At 63.1% G+C, this 16,039-nt stretch carries 13 protein-coding genes and 1 riboswitch; of the genes, 3 read left to right on the top strand and 10 right to left on the bottom strand.

Annotation, left to right across the window (positions count from 1 at the left end; all coding sequences use genetic code 11):
- Positions 1–47: 47 nt before the first annotated feature.
- Entirely contained in the window at positions 48–2,357 is a 2,310-nt protein-coding gene (gene ptsP, locus H4I92_RS03170; RefSeq protein WP_077529406.1) for a phosphoenolpyruvate--protein phosphotransferase, read from the bottom strand.
- Between the two features lie 15 nt (positions 2,358–2,372).
- Entirely contained in the window at positions 2,373–2,885 is a 513-nt protein-coding gene (gene rppH, locus H4I92_RS03175; RefSeq protein ID WP_077529226.1) for an RNA pyrophosphohydrolase, read from the bottom strand.
- Between the two features lie 134 nt (positions 2,886–3,019).
- On the opposite strand from rppH, the gene H4I92_RS03180 reads away from it, so the two are divergent.
- On the top strand, positions 3,020–3,685 hold the full coding sequence (locus tag H4I92_RS03180) for a histidinol-phosphatase (protein WP_077529227.1): 666 nt from the start codon (positions 3,020–3,022) through the stop codon (positions 3,683–3,685).
- Between the two features lie 111 nt (positions 3,686–3,796).
- Positions 3,797–4,672 carry an HDOD domain-containing protein gene (locus tag H4I92_RS03185; protein ID WP_077529228.1) on the top strand — a complete coding sequence of 292 codons (876 nt, stop codon included), beginning with the start codon at positions 3,797–3,799 and terminating at the stop codon, positions 4,670–4,672.
- Here H4I92_RS03185 and H4I92_RS03190 read toward each other — a convergent pair.
- From H4I92_RS03190 to thiC, 5 genes are all read right to left on the bottom strand, one after another.
- Complete coding sequence (locus H4I92_RS03190; protein WP_179105615.1) at positions 4,666–5,265, bottom strand: YqiA/YcfP family alpha/beta fold hydrolase; 600 nt, start codon at positions 5,263–5,265, stop codon at positions 4,666–4,668. The genes H4I92_RS03185 and H4I92_RS03190 overlap by 7 nt on opposite strands.
- Positions 5,255–6,055 (bottom strand): 3',5'-cyclic-AMP phosphodiesterase, encoded by an 801-nt coding sequence (gene cpdA, locus H4I92_RS03195; protein ID WP_077529230.1) that lies wholly within the window; start codon positions 6,053–6,055, stop codon positions 5,255–5,257. The genes H4I92_RS03190 and cpdA overlap by 11 nt, the downstream gene beginning before the upstream one ends.
- A gap of 92 nt (positions 6,056–6,147) precedes the next feature.
- Positions 6,148–6,606 carry a DUF1249 domain-containing protein gene (locus H4I92_RS03200; RefSeq protein ID WP_218668134.1) on the bottom strand — a complete coding sequence of 153 codons (459 nt, stop codon included), beginning with the start codon at positions 6,604–6,606 and terminating at the stop codon, positions 6,148–6,150.
- Complete coding sequence (locus H4I92_RS03205) at positions 6,606–7,232, bottom strand: NUDIX domain-containing protein (RefSeq protein WP_077529232.1); 627 nt, start codon at positions 7,230–7,232, stop codon at positions 6,606–6,608. The genes H4I92_RS03200 and H4I92_RS03205 overlap by 1 nt, the downstream gene beginning before the upstream one ends.
- Before the next feature lie 16 nt (positions 7,233–7,248).
- On the bottom strand, positions 7,249–9,042 hold the full coding sequence (gene thiC / locus H4I92_RS03210; RefSeq protein ID WP_077529233.1) for a phosphomethylpyrimidine synthase ThiC: 1,794 nt from the start codon (positions 9,040–9,042) through the stop codon (positions 7,249–7,251).
- A gap of 71 nt (positions 9,043–9,113) precedes the next feature.
- Positions 9,114–9,236, bottom strand: a riboswitch (TPP riboswitch).
- Between the two features lie 87 nt (positions 9,237–9,323).
- Here thiC and H4I92_RS03215 point away from each other — a divergent pair.
- Positions 9,324–10,802 (top strand): TolC family outer membrane protein, encoded by a 1,479-nt coding sequence (locus H4I92_RS03215; RefSeq protein WP_077529234.1) that lies wholly within the window; start codon positions 9,324–9,326, stop codon positions 10,800–10,802.
- Here H4I92_RS03215 and waaA read toward each other — a convergent pair.
- The 3 genes from waaA to glnE form a co-directional block, all read right to left on the bottom strand.
- On the bottom strand, positions 10,796–12,064 hold the full coding sequence (gene waaA, locus H4I92_RS03220) for a lipid IV(A) 3-deoxy-D-manno-octulosonic acid transferase (RefSeq protein ID WP_077529235.1): 1,269 nt from the start codon (positions 12,062–12,064) through the stop codon (positions 10,796–10,798). The two genes, H4I92_RS03215 and waaA, sit on opposite strands and share 7 nt — an antisense overlap.
- Positions 12,065–12,084: 20 nt before the next feature.
- Positions 12,085–13,008, bottom strand: a complete 924-nt coding sequence (locus H4I92_RS03225) for a branched-chain amino acid transaminase (RefSeq protein WP_077529236.1) — start codon at positions 13,006–13,008, stop codon at positions 12,085–12,087.
- A gap of 107 nt (positions 13,009–13,115) precedes the next feature.
- The gene (glnE, locus tag H4I92_RS03230; protein WP_218668125.1) at positions 13,116–16,028 is read right to left on the bottom strand and encodes a bifunctional [glutamate--ammonia ligase]-adenylyl-L-tyrosine phosphorylase/[glutamate--ammonia-ligase] adenylyltransferase; all 2,913 of its coding nucleotides are present in this window, start codon (positions 16,026–16,028) and stop codon (positions 13,116–13,118) included.
- Positions 16,029–16,039 lie beyond the last annotated feature (11 nt).

Consider the following 16,039-nt stretch of genomic DNA (forward strand, 5'->3'; position numbering starts at 1 on the left):
CTTCTAGAGTACACATACTAGAAACAAGGATAGCAGTGAATGGCTGCTCACTCCCGGGAGGCCGCCAGTTCCCGCACCCCGGAGCCACTGCGTTCCGGCCGGATGAAGCGCCCGACCCCGGCTTTGCGCAGGGCCAGCTCCACACAGCTGCGGATCACATGCGGTGAATCCTGGGTCAGCACCTCTGCCAGCAGCCCACGGGCCATGTCCATGTCGATGCCGCGGATCACGGATTTGATCCGCGGCAGATTAGACGCATTCATGGAAAGGGCGTCGTACCCCATGGCCAGCAACAGTATGGCACCACCGGGATCCCCCGCCAGCTCGCCGCAGATACTCACCGGCTTGCCCACATCGTGGCAATCCTGGGCCACCTGGCACAGTGCCTGGAGCACTGCCGGGTGATAGGAGTGATAGAGACTGGCTACGCGCGGGTTGTTGCGGTCCACCGCCAGCAGGTACTGGGTCAGGTCGTTCGACCCCACGGAGACGAAGTCCACCCGCGCGGCGATCTCCCGCACCTGATACACGGCCGCGGGAATCTCGATCATGACCCCCACCTGCGGCATGGCCAGTTGGTAGCCCTCATCACGCACTTCGTGCCAAGCCCGGTAGATCAGGTGCTGGGCCTCCTCGATCTCGGAGACATTGCTGATCATCGGCAGCATGATGCGCAGGTTGTCCAGCCCCTCGCTCGCCTTGATCATGGCGCGGATCTGGACCAGGAACACCTCCGGGTGATCCAGCGTTACCCGGATGCCGCGCCAGCCGAGGAAGGGGTTTTCCTCAACGATTGGAAAATAGGTCAGGGCCTTGTCACCACCGATGTCCAGGGTGCGCATGGTGACCTCGGCCGGGGCGAAGGCCTCAAGCTGTTCCCGGTAATAGGCTTTCTGTTCCTGCTCGGAGGGGAACCGCTCATTGATCATGAACGGCACCTCGGTGCGGTACAGGCCAATGCCTTCCGCCCCGTGGCTGAGCGAGCGCACCACGTCCGTGATCAGGCCGGTGTTCACGAACAGCGGAATGCGCTGGCCATCCAGAGTTTCACAGGGCTTGTCGCGCAGCTCCTCCAGCCCTTTGACCAGCTCCTGTTCTTCCTCAATGATGGACTCGAAGAAGGCCTTGAGCTCGGTGGAGGGCGAAGCGAAGATCTGGCCCTCGTAGCCGTCAACGATCAGTTCGCGCCCATCCAGCTGCGCCACGGGAATGTCCACCAGACCCATCACCGTGGGCACGCCCATGGCGCGGGCCAGGATGGCCACGTGGGAATTGCCGGAGCCCCGCACAGACACCAGGCCCGCCAGCTGGCCCTGGGGCACCTCCCCGAGCATCGCGGGCGTGAGCTCATCACTCACAAGTATGGTCTGTTCCGGGTACTCCGGCGTCTCTGACTCCCCCTCCTGAAGGTGCGAAAGCAGGCGGCGCCCGAGATCACGGATATCCACGGCCCGCTCGCGCAGGTAATGATCCCCCATCATTTCAAAGTGGCGGACGTACTGATTCACCACCGCCTTGAGCGAGCCGGGGGCCCAGAGCCCATCGCGGATGCGGTTCTCCACCTCGCCGGGCAGTGCATGATCGTGGAGCATGCGCAGGTAGACCTCGAAAAGCGCCTGCTCTTCCGGCCTCAGCTGCGGCGCAAGCCGCTCGCCCACCTGCTCCACATCGTCCCGTACCGCGGAGACGGCCGCGCGGAAGCGTTCTATTTCCGCATCCACGTCGTCACAGCGCTTATCCGGCACCGAATCCAGATCCGCTGGCGGAAACACCACCACGCCGGTTCCGATGGCCACACCCTGGGCGCCGGCAACACCACTGAAGGCCACATCCCGGGCCTGGTCGCCGCTGATCGAGATGCCGCCAATGGCCCCGGTCGCTTCGCTGTGGGCGATGACCCCGGCGAGCTGGGCGGAGATGGTCACCAGGAAGGCTTCCTCGCCTTCATCGAAGCGGCGGGTGTTCTGGGTCTCCTGGACAACGATCACGCCCAGTACCCGGCGGTGATGAATAATGGGCACGCCCAGGAAGGAGCCGAAGCGTTCCTCACCGGTCTCCGGGAAGTAGCGGTTGCGCGGGTGCTTCTGGGCATCCTCCAGGTTGATGGGCTCCTCACGGCTCCCCACCAGCCCCACCAGGCCCTCCGACGGCGCAATACGGACCTGGCCCACGGCGGACTTGTAGAGCCCCTCGGTGGCCTTGAGCACGTAACAGCCGGATTTGTCGTCGTAAAGATAGACCGAGCAGACCTCGGTGTGCATAGCGGCCTGGACACGCGCCGCTATGGTGTCCAGGGCTTCCTGAAGGTTATTGATTCCATTCAGTTCCTGGACGATGCTTCGCAGCGTGCTGAGCATTGTGGTCATAGTCGGTCAGCTTTCCTGGCGGGCCGGCGGTTGCCCCTTTGACTGTAGCCTGAATACCCCGGGCGCCAGCTCCCTAAGCGCCTTGCGGTAGACTTCGCGCTTGAAGGACACCACCTGCCCCAGCGGGTACCAGTAGCTGACCCACTGCCAGCCGTCGAATTCAGGCTTATGGCTGCGATCAACCCGCACCCGGGCATCGGGTGAGAGCATCTCGAGAAGGAACCATTTCTGTTTCTGGCCAATGCACACCGGGCGTGAATCCCTGCGGACCATGCGCCGGGGCAGGCGGTACCTGAGCCAGCCCCGGGTCGTGGTGATGATCCGGACATCCGATGATTCCAGGCCGATCTCCTCCATCAGTTCGCGATAGAGGGCCTGCTCCGGTGTCTCATCCTCATTGATGCCCCCCTGTGGAAACTGCCAGGCCTCCTGGCCGATGCGCCTGGCCCAGAGCAATTCCCCCCGGTGGTTCGCCAGCATGATTCCGACATTCGGTCTGAATCCGTCGGAGTCAATCACGGCAACACCCCTGTTTGTTATTCATCTTCTATGTGTAAGTTAGTGTCATTTTTCCAGAATTGATAGCCCCTGAGCAAACGGATGGAAGCCTGTGGTATCCTCTCGCCCGAATTCACACCGGAGCCCCTGCGACCGTGACACTCGCCATCTTCGACCTGGACAATACTCTCCTACACGGCGACAGCGATCACGCTTGGGGCCAGTTCCTGATTGATGCCGGCGTGGTGGACGGGGAGCGCTACCGCCAGCGCAACGACCAGTTTTACCGCGATTACGAAGCCGGCCGCCTGGACATCGAGGAATACCTGGCCTTTGCCCTGGAGCCACTGGCAAGCCAGGAGCTGACCACCCTGCGGGAGTTGCGGCAACAGTTCATGCAGGAACGGGTTGAGTCCATGATCGAGCCCGCGGCCGAAGCCCTCATCAACCGCCACCGCGAGCGTGGTGAGACCCTGCTGATCATCACTGCCACCAACCGCTTCGTCACCGAACCCATCGCGGCACGCCTGGGCATCCCCAACCTGATCGCCACTGAGCCCGAAGTGGTGGATGGAGCCTTCACCGGCCGCGTTACCGGCACACCCTGCTTCCGGGACGGCAAGATCACGCGGCTCGAGGAATGGCTGCTCGATCGCGCCGAAACCCTCGATGGCGCCCACTTCTACAGCGACTCGCGCAACGACCTGCCGCTGCTGGAAACCGTTCCCAACCCGGTTGCGACCAATCCGGATCCCGCCCTTCGGGACACCGCCCATCACCGTGGCTGGCCAATCCTGGATCTCCAGTCCCCGCAGGAGTGAGCCCTGCTCGCGATGCCGGGGATACAGAAACCCCGAACAATCAGTTACAGCCCAATGCCACCATCTGGTCTAGGCTGGGGGCAGCAATGGTCAACAGGATGATAAACCCCTATGCCTGCGGAACTCACCGACGAACAGATCCACAACGTACTCCAGGGCATCCGCATCCCGCCGCAGCCCCAGATCATGGTCGACCTGCAAATGGAGCAGGCGATGCCGGACCCGGACATCGAGCAGATCGCGAAGCTCATCCGCCAGGATGTTTCCCTTTCCGGGATGATGCTCAAGTTCGTCAACTCCCCCTTCCTGCAGCACAGCAACCAGATCTCGTCCATTGAACAGGCGGTCGCCCTGCTCGGCCCCACCACGGTCATCAACATCATCAACGGCCTGAGCATCAAGGGAGAGATGTCGGACCAGGCGATCCGGGCCATGACGCGCTTCTGGGACACCGCCACGGACATCGCCCAGGTTTCGGCTCATGTGGCGCGAGCCATCGGCGCCAAGAACCCGGATGAATCCTATGCGGTGGGGCTTTTCCACAACGCCGGTATTCCACTGATGATGGAGCGCTTCCCTGACTACGACGACGTCATGATGGAAAGCTACGCCCGTGACGAACCGCGTCTGATCGACGTTGAGAATCGGATGCTGAACACCAACCATGCGGTCGTCGGCTATTACGTGGCCAAATCCTGGAACCTGCCGCGCCACCTCTGCGAAGTCATCGCCGAACACCACAACGTACAGCAGGTCTTCGCCCAGACGGGGACCCGGGCCCAGGAACGCAAGACACTGCTGGCCACACTCAAGATTGCGGAGCACGTCTGCGGTAACTTCTCGATTCTGGGGCAGCAGGAAGTGGATCACGAATGGCAGCGGCTGGAACAGGATGTGCTTATCCACACCGGCCTGACCCAGTACGACCTGGAAGAAATGGCGCAGAATTTCCGTGATATGGGGATCACGGTCCACGGTGGTTACTGAGGACCGACCCCGCGCCGCAGGAAGTCCACCATCATCGGCAGTTCCTCGCGGAACCGCGTGTAGCGGTGGTTGCCGCCCTCGTGCACGACCAGCTTGCTGGCCGTGAACCTTTCGGCAGCCTGCCGGTAGTCCAGTGTTTCGTCTCCGGTTTCCAGCAGAACCATGAAACGCTCCGGGTGGGACAGAACGCCCGGGTCCATGGCCTTGAGCTGGTGCACGTGATCCTCCGTGACGTGGAAGCTTTCCCCGGTATAGAGATTGGTATGCTCGCCCAGCGACGCCTCCATCAGCCGGTAGGGATGCGCAGCTGGATTGATCAGAACCGCCGGCAGGCCATAGCGCTCCGCCATCACCATCGCGAAGAACCCGCCCAGGGAGCTGCCGATCAGCCCGGGTCCGGTACCAGGCACTGCTTCGATGAGGCGCGCGAGCTGCTCCTCGACACCGGCAGGCGTGGTTGCCAGCTGAGGAATGAACCAGTGCCCCCGGTAGCTGGATTCATGCAGCCAGGCATCCAGCTCCCGTGCCTTTTCGGAAGCCGGTGCACTGCGGAACCCATGGAGATAGATCAGGTCAGGGTCTTCAGTAGCCAACGCCGTCGAACTCCAGTCCGTAGTCTTCATCGGCAATGCGTTCCACGCCGGTGCGGATGCCCCCGTCCGGATAGAGTGCCAGCCAGCGGTAGCCCGGCGGCACGGCATCCACCGCAAACGTCTCCGAATCCGGCAGGAACTGCACGCAGGTGGAAGGGCTTGCCAGCATACGCCAGCCGTTGGTCTCCTGATCCAGTGGCTGGTGGATGTGCCCCCAGAGAAGCCCTCGCACCTGCTCATGGCGGGCCAGCACCTCAAAGAGCGCATCGTGATCCTGAAGGCCAATGGAGTTCATCCATTCGGCACCGATACGGATCGGATGGTGATGCAGGCACACCAGCGCATGATCCCGGGGATGTTCCTTCAGGCACGCATCCAGGTACGCCAGTTCCTGCTCACCCAGACGCCCGTGCACCTGGTCCGGCACCGAAGAGTCCAGGCAGATCAGTTGCCACCCATGGCTCCGGTAACGCCGCTCCGCCGAGCGGGTTCCCTTGATGGCCCGCTCCATCGCCGGCAGCACATCGTGATTGCCCGCAGCCCAGAAGACAGGCGCCCTGAAGAACGCGGTCTGCTCCCGGAAATAGCGATAGGAGTCGTCACTGCCATCCTGAGAGATATCACCGGTTGCCAGAACCAGGTCCGGTTGACCGTAGTGGACACGCACATGCGCCAGCACCGCCTCCAGCGTCTGGCGCGTATTGATCCCGAGCAGGCGCCCCTCCGGGTCCCCCATCAAGTGGGGGTCGGTAATCTGCAGCACATGCAGGGGCTCGGCTGAGGCGTCCATGGTGGTTATGGGCTCCCTTCGTCGCTATGCCCTTCAATATAGCGGGATTATGCGGTTATTGCCCACCGGATTTAGGGAACGTCATCACGGGTTCAGGATTCCATGCTCCAGACCGAATCCAGATCGGCCGCCTGCCCGAACTTAAGACAGAAATCCAGCCAATCCGCGAGGAACAGATTGATCTGGAGCTTCTCGTCCGGCAGGTGCATTCGAGCATTGGGGTAGGGGTTCACAGCACGGATGCGTCCGTGACGAAAACAGCTCATCACCTCCAGCATGCCCACGTCGTGGTAGGCACGTACCGTCATGCGCGGATCGTTGAGCCAGCGCCCGTTGTTCGCCACCTGCTCCAGGTACCAGGTCTCCGTGAAGCGGGCCTTCTCCAGCCGGCACAGATGCACGTCCCCCAGATGCCGACCGCCGTCATGCAACTGGAAGAATACGTCGGAGTCCGCATCGGGCCCCAGGCGCTCAAGATGGCTCAGGCGATGGTAATTGGCCTCGCACACTGCGGCGAAGCGGGTCAGGTCCGGCACATACCGCTGCACCATCACCCGGCCCTCCATTCATCCCGCAACCGTTCACGGTTCAGAGCCAGCCACTGCAGGGCCATGATGGCTGGTGCGTTCCAGATCCGGCCGTGACGCAGCCCCTCCATGGCGTTTTCAAAGGCAAGAGGTTGCACGCGGATGTCCTCGTTCTCATGCTCAAGGCCATGGATACCACCAGCAGCCGCCGCATCCACACAGCCGCCGTAGAGGTGCACAAGCTCGTTGGTACCGCCAGGTGAGACCAGATAGTCACAGATCTTCTCCACGCGCCCGAGGGTCAGGCCCGCTTCCTCCTCGGCTTCCCTGCGGGCGGTGGTCTCACCGTCATCACCGGATTCGTTGATGCCGGCGACCACCTCCAGCAGCCAAGGCGAGGCCTCACGCCCCAGGGCGCCGGCCCGGAACTGCTCCACAAGCACAACCTCATCCCGCCAGGGGTCGTAGGGCAGCACACAGGTGCAGTTCTCACGCCAGAAGATCTCGCGGTGCATGGCCGGGCTCCAGCCACCACTGAAAAGGCGGTGCCGGAACCTCAGGCCTCGCAGCTGGAAGAACCCCTGATAGAGCGACTCGTCGGACTCGATGGTCACGTCATCGTGGTCAAAGGTGCTGTCGAGTTCTCCCATCAGGGCCTCATTGGTCTCAGACTTCGTGGTACAGATCCCCTCCCTGTTCACGGAATTCGGCGGATTTATCCGCCAACCCTTCCCGCAGCGCTGCCTCGTCGTTCAGACCATGCTCCCGCGCGTAGTCACGCACCTCCTGGGAGATTTTCATGGAACAGAACTTCGGCCCGCACATGGAACAGAAGTGCGCCACCTTCGCCGAATCCTTGGGCAGGGTCTCGTCGTGATAGGCACGGGCCCGTTCGGGGTCCAGTCCGAGGTTGAACTGGTCTTCCCAGCGGAACTCGAAGCGCGCTTTCGAGAGCGCGTCATCCCGCCGCTGGGCTCCGGGGTGGCCCTTGGCCAGGTCCGCCGCGTGCGCCGCAATCCGGTAGGCCATCAGCCCTTCCTTCACATCCTCCCGGTTGGGCAGGCCCAGATGCTCCTTCGGCGTCACGTAGCAGAGCATGGCGCAACCATACCAGCCGATCATGGCAGCGCCAATCCCGGAAGTAATGTGATCATAGCCCGGCGCAATGTCGGTTGTCAGCGGCCCCAGGGTGTAGAACGGCGCCTCGTCACAGCACTCAAGCTGGCGGTCCATGTTCTCCTTGATCAGGTGCATGGGCACATGGCCCGGGCCCTCGATCATGCACTGCACGTCGTGCTCCCAGGCGATCTTCGTGAGCTCACCCAGGGTCTCCAGTTCCGCGAACTGGGCGCGGTCGTTGGCGTCTGCAATGGAGCCGGGGCGCAGCCCGTCGCCCAGCGAGAAGGCTACATCGTAGGCCTTCATGAGTTCGCAGATCTCTTCGAAATGGGTGTAGAGGAAGCTCTCCTCGTGGCGGGAAAGGCACCACTTGGCCATGATGGAGCCACCACGCGAGACAATGCCCGTGGTGCGCTCCGCTGTCATGGGCACATGGTGCAGGCGTACCCCGGCGTGGATGGTGAAGTAGTCCACGCCCTGCTCCGCCTGCTCAATGAGGGTGTCACGGAACAGCTCCCAGGTCAGGTCCTCGGCTACGCCATCCACCTTCTCCAGAGCCTGGTAGATGGGGACCGTCCCCACCGGCACCGGGGAGTTGCGCAGCAGCCATTCCCGGGTCTCGTGGATGTCCTTCCCGGTCGAGAGGTCCATGATGGTATCCGCGCCCCACCGGATCGCCCAGGTCAGCTTGCCGACCTCTTCCTCAATGGAGGACGTGACCGCCGAGTTACCGATATTGGCGTTGACCTTCACCAGGAAGTTGCGCCCGATGATCATGGGCTCGGATTCCGGGTGATTGATGTTATTGGGGATAATGGCACGCCCCCGCGCCACCTCATCACGCACGAACTCGGGGCTGACGCCCTCACGGATGGCGATGAATTCCATCTCGGGCGTGACCATGCCCTTCCGCGCGTAATGCATCTGGCTGACGTTGCCATCCGCGCTGGCCACCCGGGGCTTGGGCGGCCGGCCGAAGCGGAAGGCATCCCGTCGCGGGTCCCGCAGCCGCTGGCGGGTGGTTTCGGAGCTGAACTCAGGCAGGCGTTGTGTGTCACCCCGCTCTTCGATCCAGCTGGCACGCAGGGGGCTCAACCCCTGGCGCAGGTCAATGCTCGCCTCGGGGTCCGTATAGGGGCCCGAGGTGTCATAGACCCGCAGTGGTTCGTTGGGCTCGGGCCCTTCAGCGGTATCGGTGGGGCTCAGCCGGATTTCGCGCATGGGCACGCGCAGATCCGGGCGGCTGCCCGTCACGTACACCTTCTGTGACGCCGGCAGTTGGTCGATCGTGGCGTCGTTGAGGCGCTCGTTCTCGCTCAGGAGCTGTTCGGATGGGTTCATGGTGGTTCTCCTCCGCTAATGATTGAACGGACGGGAGAACGCAGAGGCAGATCTGTTAGGTCAGAGTCAGCGTTGCCGCTTGTCTCGATCCCTACGCCGGTATTAACCGGGTCAGGTCTGCGGGTTCTGCATTCGCAATCTCAGCCAGAACCGGCGGAAAACCACCGCCGGATCCGGCACCCCGTCAAGACAGTCAATTCGAGTCTAGAGATTCACCCTTAACTTGTCCATAATGGTGACCGCCGGTCACGGCCCATCCTGATCAACGCTTGAGGGAACCAATGAAAGCGCGCGCTCTTCCCGCACTGATTGCGGCCCTGCTGCTCCCCGTCACCCCAGCTCAGGGCGAAGGACTGATGGAAGTCTACCGCAAGGCCCTTTCCTATGATTCAGAGCTGGCAGCGGCAAAGGCTGCCCGGCGGGCCCGGGAGGCGGCCGTGGATGAGTCCAGGGCACCGCTTCTGCCCCAGCTGGACGCCTTTGGAGAGTCCGCCTATACCGAACGCAACACACTGGATGGCCACCTGACGAGCCATGAGTATGGCCTCGAGCTCAGCCAGCCTCTGTTCCGGGCTAACGCCTGGTACGGCTTCCAGGCCAGCCAGAAGCAGAGCAAGGTCGCGGCGGCGGAGCTCTCCCGTGCAGAACAGGGGCTGATGCTGAAGGTGGCGGAACAGTACTTCAACGTTCTTCGGGCCAAAGACGAACTGGATACCGCCGAGGCCCAGGAGGCGGCCCTGAGGCGCCAGTGGGAACAGGCCAAGGAGCGCTATGACGTCGGACTGGTGGCCACCACTGAAGTGGAGGAAGCGCGTGCGGGCTACGACGCAAGCCGCTCGCAACGGATCGCTGCCCGGAGCCAATTGGACATCGAACGCGAGAGCCTGGCACGGCTGACCGGTCAGTTCCCCGAAGCCCTGGAACGGCTGGAAACAGACTTCCCGATCAACAGTCCGTCACCGGACAGCCCCAAGGCCTGGGCCAGGACCGCATTGGAGCAGAACTGGGAGCTTAAGGCGCAGCAGCTCACCGTGGAGGCTACCCGCGAGCAGCTCAGCGCCGCGCGTTCCGAGCACCTGCCCACACTGGACCTATTCGCCCGGGTCCAGCGCCAGCATCAGGACAACGACTTTGATGTCCCGGGCGCGGGGTCAACGGGAGGATCTCCCGCCCTGCAGCCAAATCCGATGGAGGAGTATCCGCGCACGGATACTACCGTCGGACTGTCCCTGAACATTCCCCTTTACAGTGGCGGCGGCACCCAGGCCGGTGTGCGGCGCGTGCGCTCGGAGACGGAACAGGCGGAACGGGAGCTGGATACCGTCAGGCGCAATGTCCGGCTTGATGCCCGGTCACTTTTCCGCCGCGTCACCACCAATATCCAGACCATCAATGCCCAGCGCCAGACCATCGTTTCACGCCGTAGCGCCCTCGATGCCACCCGGGCCGGCTACGACGTAGGAACCCGCAACATTGTTGAAGTACTGGATGCCGAGCAGAACTACTATGTGGCCCTGCGCGATTACGCCAATGCCCGATACGACTACGTTCTCAACACACTGCGGCTGAAACAGGTGGCCGGCACGCTGAGCCCGCAGGACCTGCAGGGACTTGACCGCTGGCTGAGCGCCACGGCCCCTGGCATCGAACGGCTGGCACGGCAGGTTACGCGCGAGGAGCGGGAAGACGACGGGGACACCGGAGATGGCGAATACCGCCGCATCCCATCGGATAACGTGGTCCCCCTGCAGGATCAGTAGCCGGGTAACCGCTCCAGGATGCCCTCCACCAGGCGCGCCACCGCGCCTTGGTTGGCATCCACCACGGCCCGACCGTGCCGGCCCAGCGCTTCTCTCTCCACGACATCCCCCATAAGCTTTTCCAGCGCCATGACCAGCGCATCTGTGCCATCCACAAACCGCACCGCTTTCTCATCCGCTAAGCGCTCAAACACGCTGGCGAAATTGAAGACATGCGGGCCGGTCAGTACCGGCAGTGACCAGGCCGCCGCCTCCAGCGGGTTGTGACCACCACGCTCAATGAGCGAGCCGCCGATGAAGGCGATATCCGCAGATCCGAAAAGCATCAGCAACTCGCCCATGGTGTCTGCGAGGTAGACCTGCGAGCTGGAAGGATCATCAGCGGCTGTCCGGCGCGCCAGGACCAGATTCTGCTGCTCAGCTAGCCGGGCCACAGCATCAAAGCGCTCCGGGTGGCGTGGCACCAGTACCAGCAGCGCCCGCGGGTAACGTTCCAGCAGGCGGCGGTGTGCGGCCAGGATCGGGTCATCTTCACCATCATGGGTGCTGGCCGCGATCCAGACCGGCCGCCCTTCCCCGAAACTCTCCCGAAGGGCGGCCGCCTCAGCGCGAACCGCCTCCGGAATGTCCAGGTCATACTTGATGGACCCGGTTACCGAGAGCTGTTGCGAGCGCACGCCCATAGCGCGGAATCGTTGCGCATCCGCATCCGACTGGGCCGCGATCCAGTCAAGGGAACGGAAGGCCGGGAGCGTCAGTGGTGCCACACGGGCATAACCCGAGGCGGATTTCTCAGAGAGGCGGGCATTCGCAAGGGTTACTGGAATCCCGCGGCGGGCGCAGGCATGCACCAGGTTGGGCCATACTTCGGTTTCCATGATGACCAGCGCCGCGGGCTTCACCCGCCGGATGAAGGCATTCACCATCCAGGGCAGATCCAGTGGAATATAGGCGTGCATCACCTGATCCCCGAAGGCGGCGCGAACTCTCTCGGCACCGGTCGGGGTCATGGTGGTGATCAGGATTGATCGGTGAGGCGCCTCTTCACGCAGGGCCCGGACCATGGGGGTCGCGGCGATCACCTCGCCAACAGATGCCGCGTGGATCCAGAGCATGCCGGAGGCTTCCGGCACCGGCCCGCACCCCAGCCGCTCCGACCAGCGCTCGCGGTACCGTCTGTCCTTCAGACCCCGGTACCACAGGAACGCCAGAATCCCAGGCAGAAGCAGCGTCAGCAGCAGTGAGTAGAGCCAGCGGGCCATCTCTGGGGCGTTCCCGGGGTTCAGGTGGCGATGGTCAGCCAGTCCCTGTTGCGCTCGCGGCGCCCTTCCACAGCATCAAAGTACATCTGCTGGAACTGTTCGGTGATGGGGCCACGGCTGCCCTTGCCGATGGTGCGGCTGTCCAGTTCACGGATGGGCAGCACTTCGGCGGCCGTACCCGTAAAGAAGGCTTCATCCGCGATGTAGATCTCGTCCCGAGTGATCCGCCGCTCCCTGACCGGAATGTCCAGCTCGCGGGCGAATTCGAGAATGCTCCGGCGGGTAATGCCATCCAGGCAGGAGGTCAGTTCCGGTGTATGAAGTTCGCCATTGCGGACAATGAACAGGTTCTCGCCGCTGCCTTCAGCCACATAGCCTTCGTTGTCCAGAAGCAGGGCTTCGTCGTAACCGCACTCCATGGCTTCATTCAGGGCCAGCATGGAGTTGATGTAGTTACCGTTGGCCTTGGCCTTGCACATGGTGATGTTCACGTGGTGACGCGTGTAGGAGGAGGTGCGGATGCGGATGCCCTGCTCCCGTGCCTCCGGCGCCATGTACGAGGGCCACTCCCAGGCGGCGATCATGACGTGCACCTGGAGGTTGTCCGCCCGCAGCCCCATGCCCTCGGATCCGAGAAAGACCATGGGACGGATGTAGGCGGAGGCCAGACCGTTCTCGCGAACCACCAGCCGCTGGGCGTCGTTGAGGGTCTCCTGATCGTACGGCATCTTCATATTGAGGATGTGCGCGGAGTTGAACAGGCGCTGGGTGTGGTCCTGGAGGCGGAAGATCGCTGGTCCCTCACCCGTGCTGTAGGCCCGCACGCCCTCAAAACAGCCCATGCCGTAATGCAGGGTATGGGTCAGCACATGCACTTTGGCATCACGCCAGGGCACCAGTTCCCCGTCAAGCCAGATAAGACCATCACGATCCGCCATCGACATTGCCGCCAACTCCTCTTGTCTGTGTTTTAGGCCAGAGCATTAAGCTCACGATTCTAGCAGGAAACAGCCCCTCCATGAGAACCGGATAGCGCACGGGACGGCAGCCCCTAAACGGTCGGCGGATGCATAAGAGTCTGCCAGCACTCCATGACGTAGCGCCTCTCGGCCTCGAACTGGTCCGCCGGCACCTCGCTGTTGAGGCGTTGCAGAGCACGGCGGTGCACGGTCGAGCGCATGGTGATGAATACATCCCGCAGGCGCTCGGCCATGGCGGTATCCAGAACCCCGGCCTCGCCGAGGGATTCCATCTGGCGGATGTTGTCGGACTGGCGGGTAATGGCCGGGTACCGATCAGCCCAGGCCAGGATCAGGTACTGGACCATGAACTCGATATCAATGATCCCCCCAGGATCCTGCTTGATGTGGAACACCTCGAGGTCCCGGGAAGCATGGGCATCACGCATGCGCTGGCGCATGATGACGACCTCCTGGCGCAACGCCTCGGGGTCGCGTTCGCGTGCCAGAATATCGTGCCGGATCCGCGCAAACCCTTCACCGGAAGCCTGGCTCCCGGCTACCCAGCGTGCCCGCACCAGGGCCTGGTGCTCCCAGGTCCAGGCATCGCGTTCCTGGTAACTGCGGAACGCATCCAGGGTGGAGACCAGCAGCCCTGAGTTGCCAGAGGGCCGCAGGCGCATATCTACCTCATAAAGCTGGCCGGACGGGGTCCGTGCCTGAAGAATGTGCACTACCCGTTGCCCGAGACGCGCATAGAAGACCGCATTATCAATGGATTTCTCGCCATCGGTCATGTTCTGCGGATCACTGTCGTGCACGAACACCAGGTCCAGGTCCGAGGTGTAGCCCAGCTCGATACCACCGAACTTGCCATAGCCAATGATGGCAAAATCCCTCTCGATGGGCTCCCCCCGGTCATCCGTGGGTGTGCCGTAGCGCTGCGTCAGATGGTGCCAGGCCAACACCACCACGTGCTCAAGTACGGCCTCCGCAGTCCAGGTCAAATAGTCGCTGACCTTCATCAGCGGCAGCGTGCCGCGAATCTCGGAGGCGGCCACCCGCAGCACGTGGGCCTTCCGGAAATGGCGCAGCGCCTCCATCTGCTCTTCCAGATCGTCCAGCGGAATCCGCAGCATCTGCTGGTTCAGGTCCGCCTGCAGCTGATCCCTGTCCGGTGGCGTGTAGAGGCTTTCCGCGTTAAGCAGTTCGTCCAGCAGCAGTGGTGTCTCCGCCAGCTGGTCCGCAATCCAGGGGCTGGCCGCACACAGGCGCACCAGTTCCCGCAGTGCCCCCGGGTTCTCCGTGAGCAGCAGCAGGTAGGCACTGCGGCGCAGAACCGCTTCGACCAGCGGCAGCACCCGCTCCAGGGTGGCGGACGGGGCATCCTCCTCCGCCAGGGCAGCCAGAAGCCGTGGCAGGAAACGATCCAGGCGGCGGCGCCCCTCAGTCTGAAGGGTGGTCACAGCCCGGCCTTCACGCAGGGACCTCAGCCGCTCCAGGGATTCAGTGGCGGACTCGAACCCAGCCTTTTCCAGCCACCGGGTCGCCGTGTCCTGCCCCACGGATCCCGCCCAGAGCTCCTCCCAGCCATCATGGCCGCCATCATCCTCCCCACCGTCCTCTTCCAGCGCGATAATGTCCGCGAAATGGGCATTGACCCGCTCCCTGTGTGCCTGCAGGTCACTAGCAAGGCCGTCCCAGTCCGCGTACCCCATGATCAGTACCACCCGTGCGCGGCCAACCGCATCCGAGGGCAGTGTCTGGGTCTGCTGGTCGGCGATGCCCTGTAGCGCATGCTCGGTATCCCGCAGGAGGACATAGGCGCTGTCCAGGTCCGCAACCACCTCATCCGGGAGCAGCTCCATACTCCCAAGCGCGGACAGTACTTCGCGGAGCCTGCGCTCCTGCAGCACCGGTTCACGACCGCCCCGGATCAGCTGGAATGCCTGGGCCACAAACTCAATCTCCCGGATGCCCCCGGCTCCCAGCTTGATATTGCTCTCCAGTGAGCGCCGCCGCACCTCTCGCTGGATGAGTTTCTTCATCTCACGCAGCGATTCGAAGGCGGAGAAATCTATGTAGCGCCGGTAGATGAACGGGTGCAGCAACCGCTGGAGGTGGCTGGCATGCTCCCTGGGACCGCTGACCACCCGGGCCTTGATCAGGGCATAGCGTTCCCATTCCCGACCCTGGTTCTGGTAGTACGTCTCCAGCGCGTCGAAGCTCATGGCCAGGGGGCCGCTCTCGCCGTTCGGGCGCAGCCGCATGTCCACCCGGAATACAAAGCCGTCCGCGGTGGGCTGGTCCAGCGCACGGATCAGCCTCTGGCCCAGACGGCTGAAGAAGACCTGGTTGTCGACGGTACGCCGGGCGCCTTCGGTTTCACCACTGCTCGGGTAGGCGAAGATCAGGTCGATGTCCGAGGAGAGATTGAGCTCGCCGGCTCCCAGCTTGCCCATGCCGATCACCAGCAGGGGCTGGGCGACGTGTTCGCCGGTGACCGGATCAGCCCCCATGGGCGTGCCCCACTCGCGGCAGGCGTCGGCATAGAGCCATGTGACCGCGCCGTCGATACAGGCATCCGCCAGCTCGGTCATGGCGCCCATGGTTTCCTCGAGATCCGCATCACCGAGCAGGTCACGCCAGACGATCCGGAACATCCAGCGTCGCCGGAATGTCCGCAGCGCCTTCTGGAGTTCCGCCTCTTCCTGGATATGGGGCTGCTGCGCCTGCCATTCTTCCCGGATTTCGCCGGGGCACCAGGGGCGTGCCAGCAGCTCTGCCTCAAACAGCGGCTCCAGCACATCGGGGTGACGACGCAACTGTTCGAACAGGAAGTCACTGCGGGCAATGGCCTGGATGATTTTCTCACGATGGGCCTCAAAGCGAGCCTGGCTCTCAGCGGATTCAATATCCATGAGGCTGCGCCAGCCTTCAGCAGCTTTCTCCCGGAGGGCATCCGGCAGCGGGGCCAGTTCCCCGTCGTCCAGAGGGTCCATCATGGTGGTTTCCT

Source organism: Vreelandella halophila, from assembly GCF_019903425.1.
Lineage (GTDB): Bacteria > Pseudomonadota > Gammaproteobacteria > Pseudomonadales > Oleiphilaceae > Halospina > Halospina halophila.

Bases quoted from the DNA above. Each gene is read 5' to 3' on its own strand.
- ptsP (WP_077529406.1), bottom strand. From the start codon at position 2,357: ATGCTCAGCACGCTGCGAAGCATCGTCCAGGAACTGAATGGAATCAAT.
- H4I92_RS03185 (WP_077529228.1), top strand. From the start codon at position 3,797: ATGCCTGCGGAACTCACCGACGAACAGATCCACAACGTACTCCAGGGC.
- cpdA (WP_077529230.1), bottom strand. From the start codon at position 6,055: ATGGACGCCTCAGCCGAGCCCCTGCATGTGCTGCAGATTACCGACCCC.
- H4I92_RS03200 (WP_218668134.1), bottom strand. From the start codon at position 6,606: ATGGTGCAGCGGTATGTGCCGGACCTGACCCGCTTCGCCGCAGTGTGC.
- H4I92_RS03205 (WP_077529232.1), bottom strand. From the start codon at position 7,232: ATGGGAGAACTCGACAGCACCTTTGACCACGATGACGTGACCATCGAG.
- thiC (WP_077529233.1), bottom strand. From the start codon at position 9,042: ATGAACCCATCCGAACAGCTCCTGAGCGAGAACGAGCGCCTCAACGAC.
- H4I92_RS03215 (WP_077529234.1), top strand. From the start codon at position 9,324: ATGAAAGCGCGCGCTCTTCCCGCACTGATTGCGGCCCTGCTGCTCCCC.
- waaA (WP_077529235.1), bottom strand. From the start codon at position 12,064: ATGGCCCGCTGGCTCTACTCACTGCTGCTGACGCTGCTTCTGCCTGGG.
- H4I92_RS03225 (WP_077529236.1), bottom strand. From the start codon at position 13,008: ATGTCGATGGCGGATCGTGATGGTCTTATCTGGCTTGACGGGGAACTG.
- glnE (WP_218668125.1), bottom strand. From the start codon at position 16,028: ATGATGGACCCTCTGGACGACGGGGAACTGGCCCCGCTGCCGGATGCC.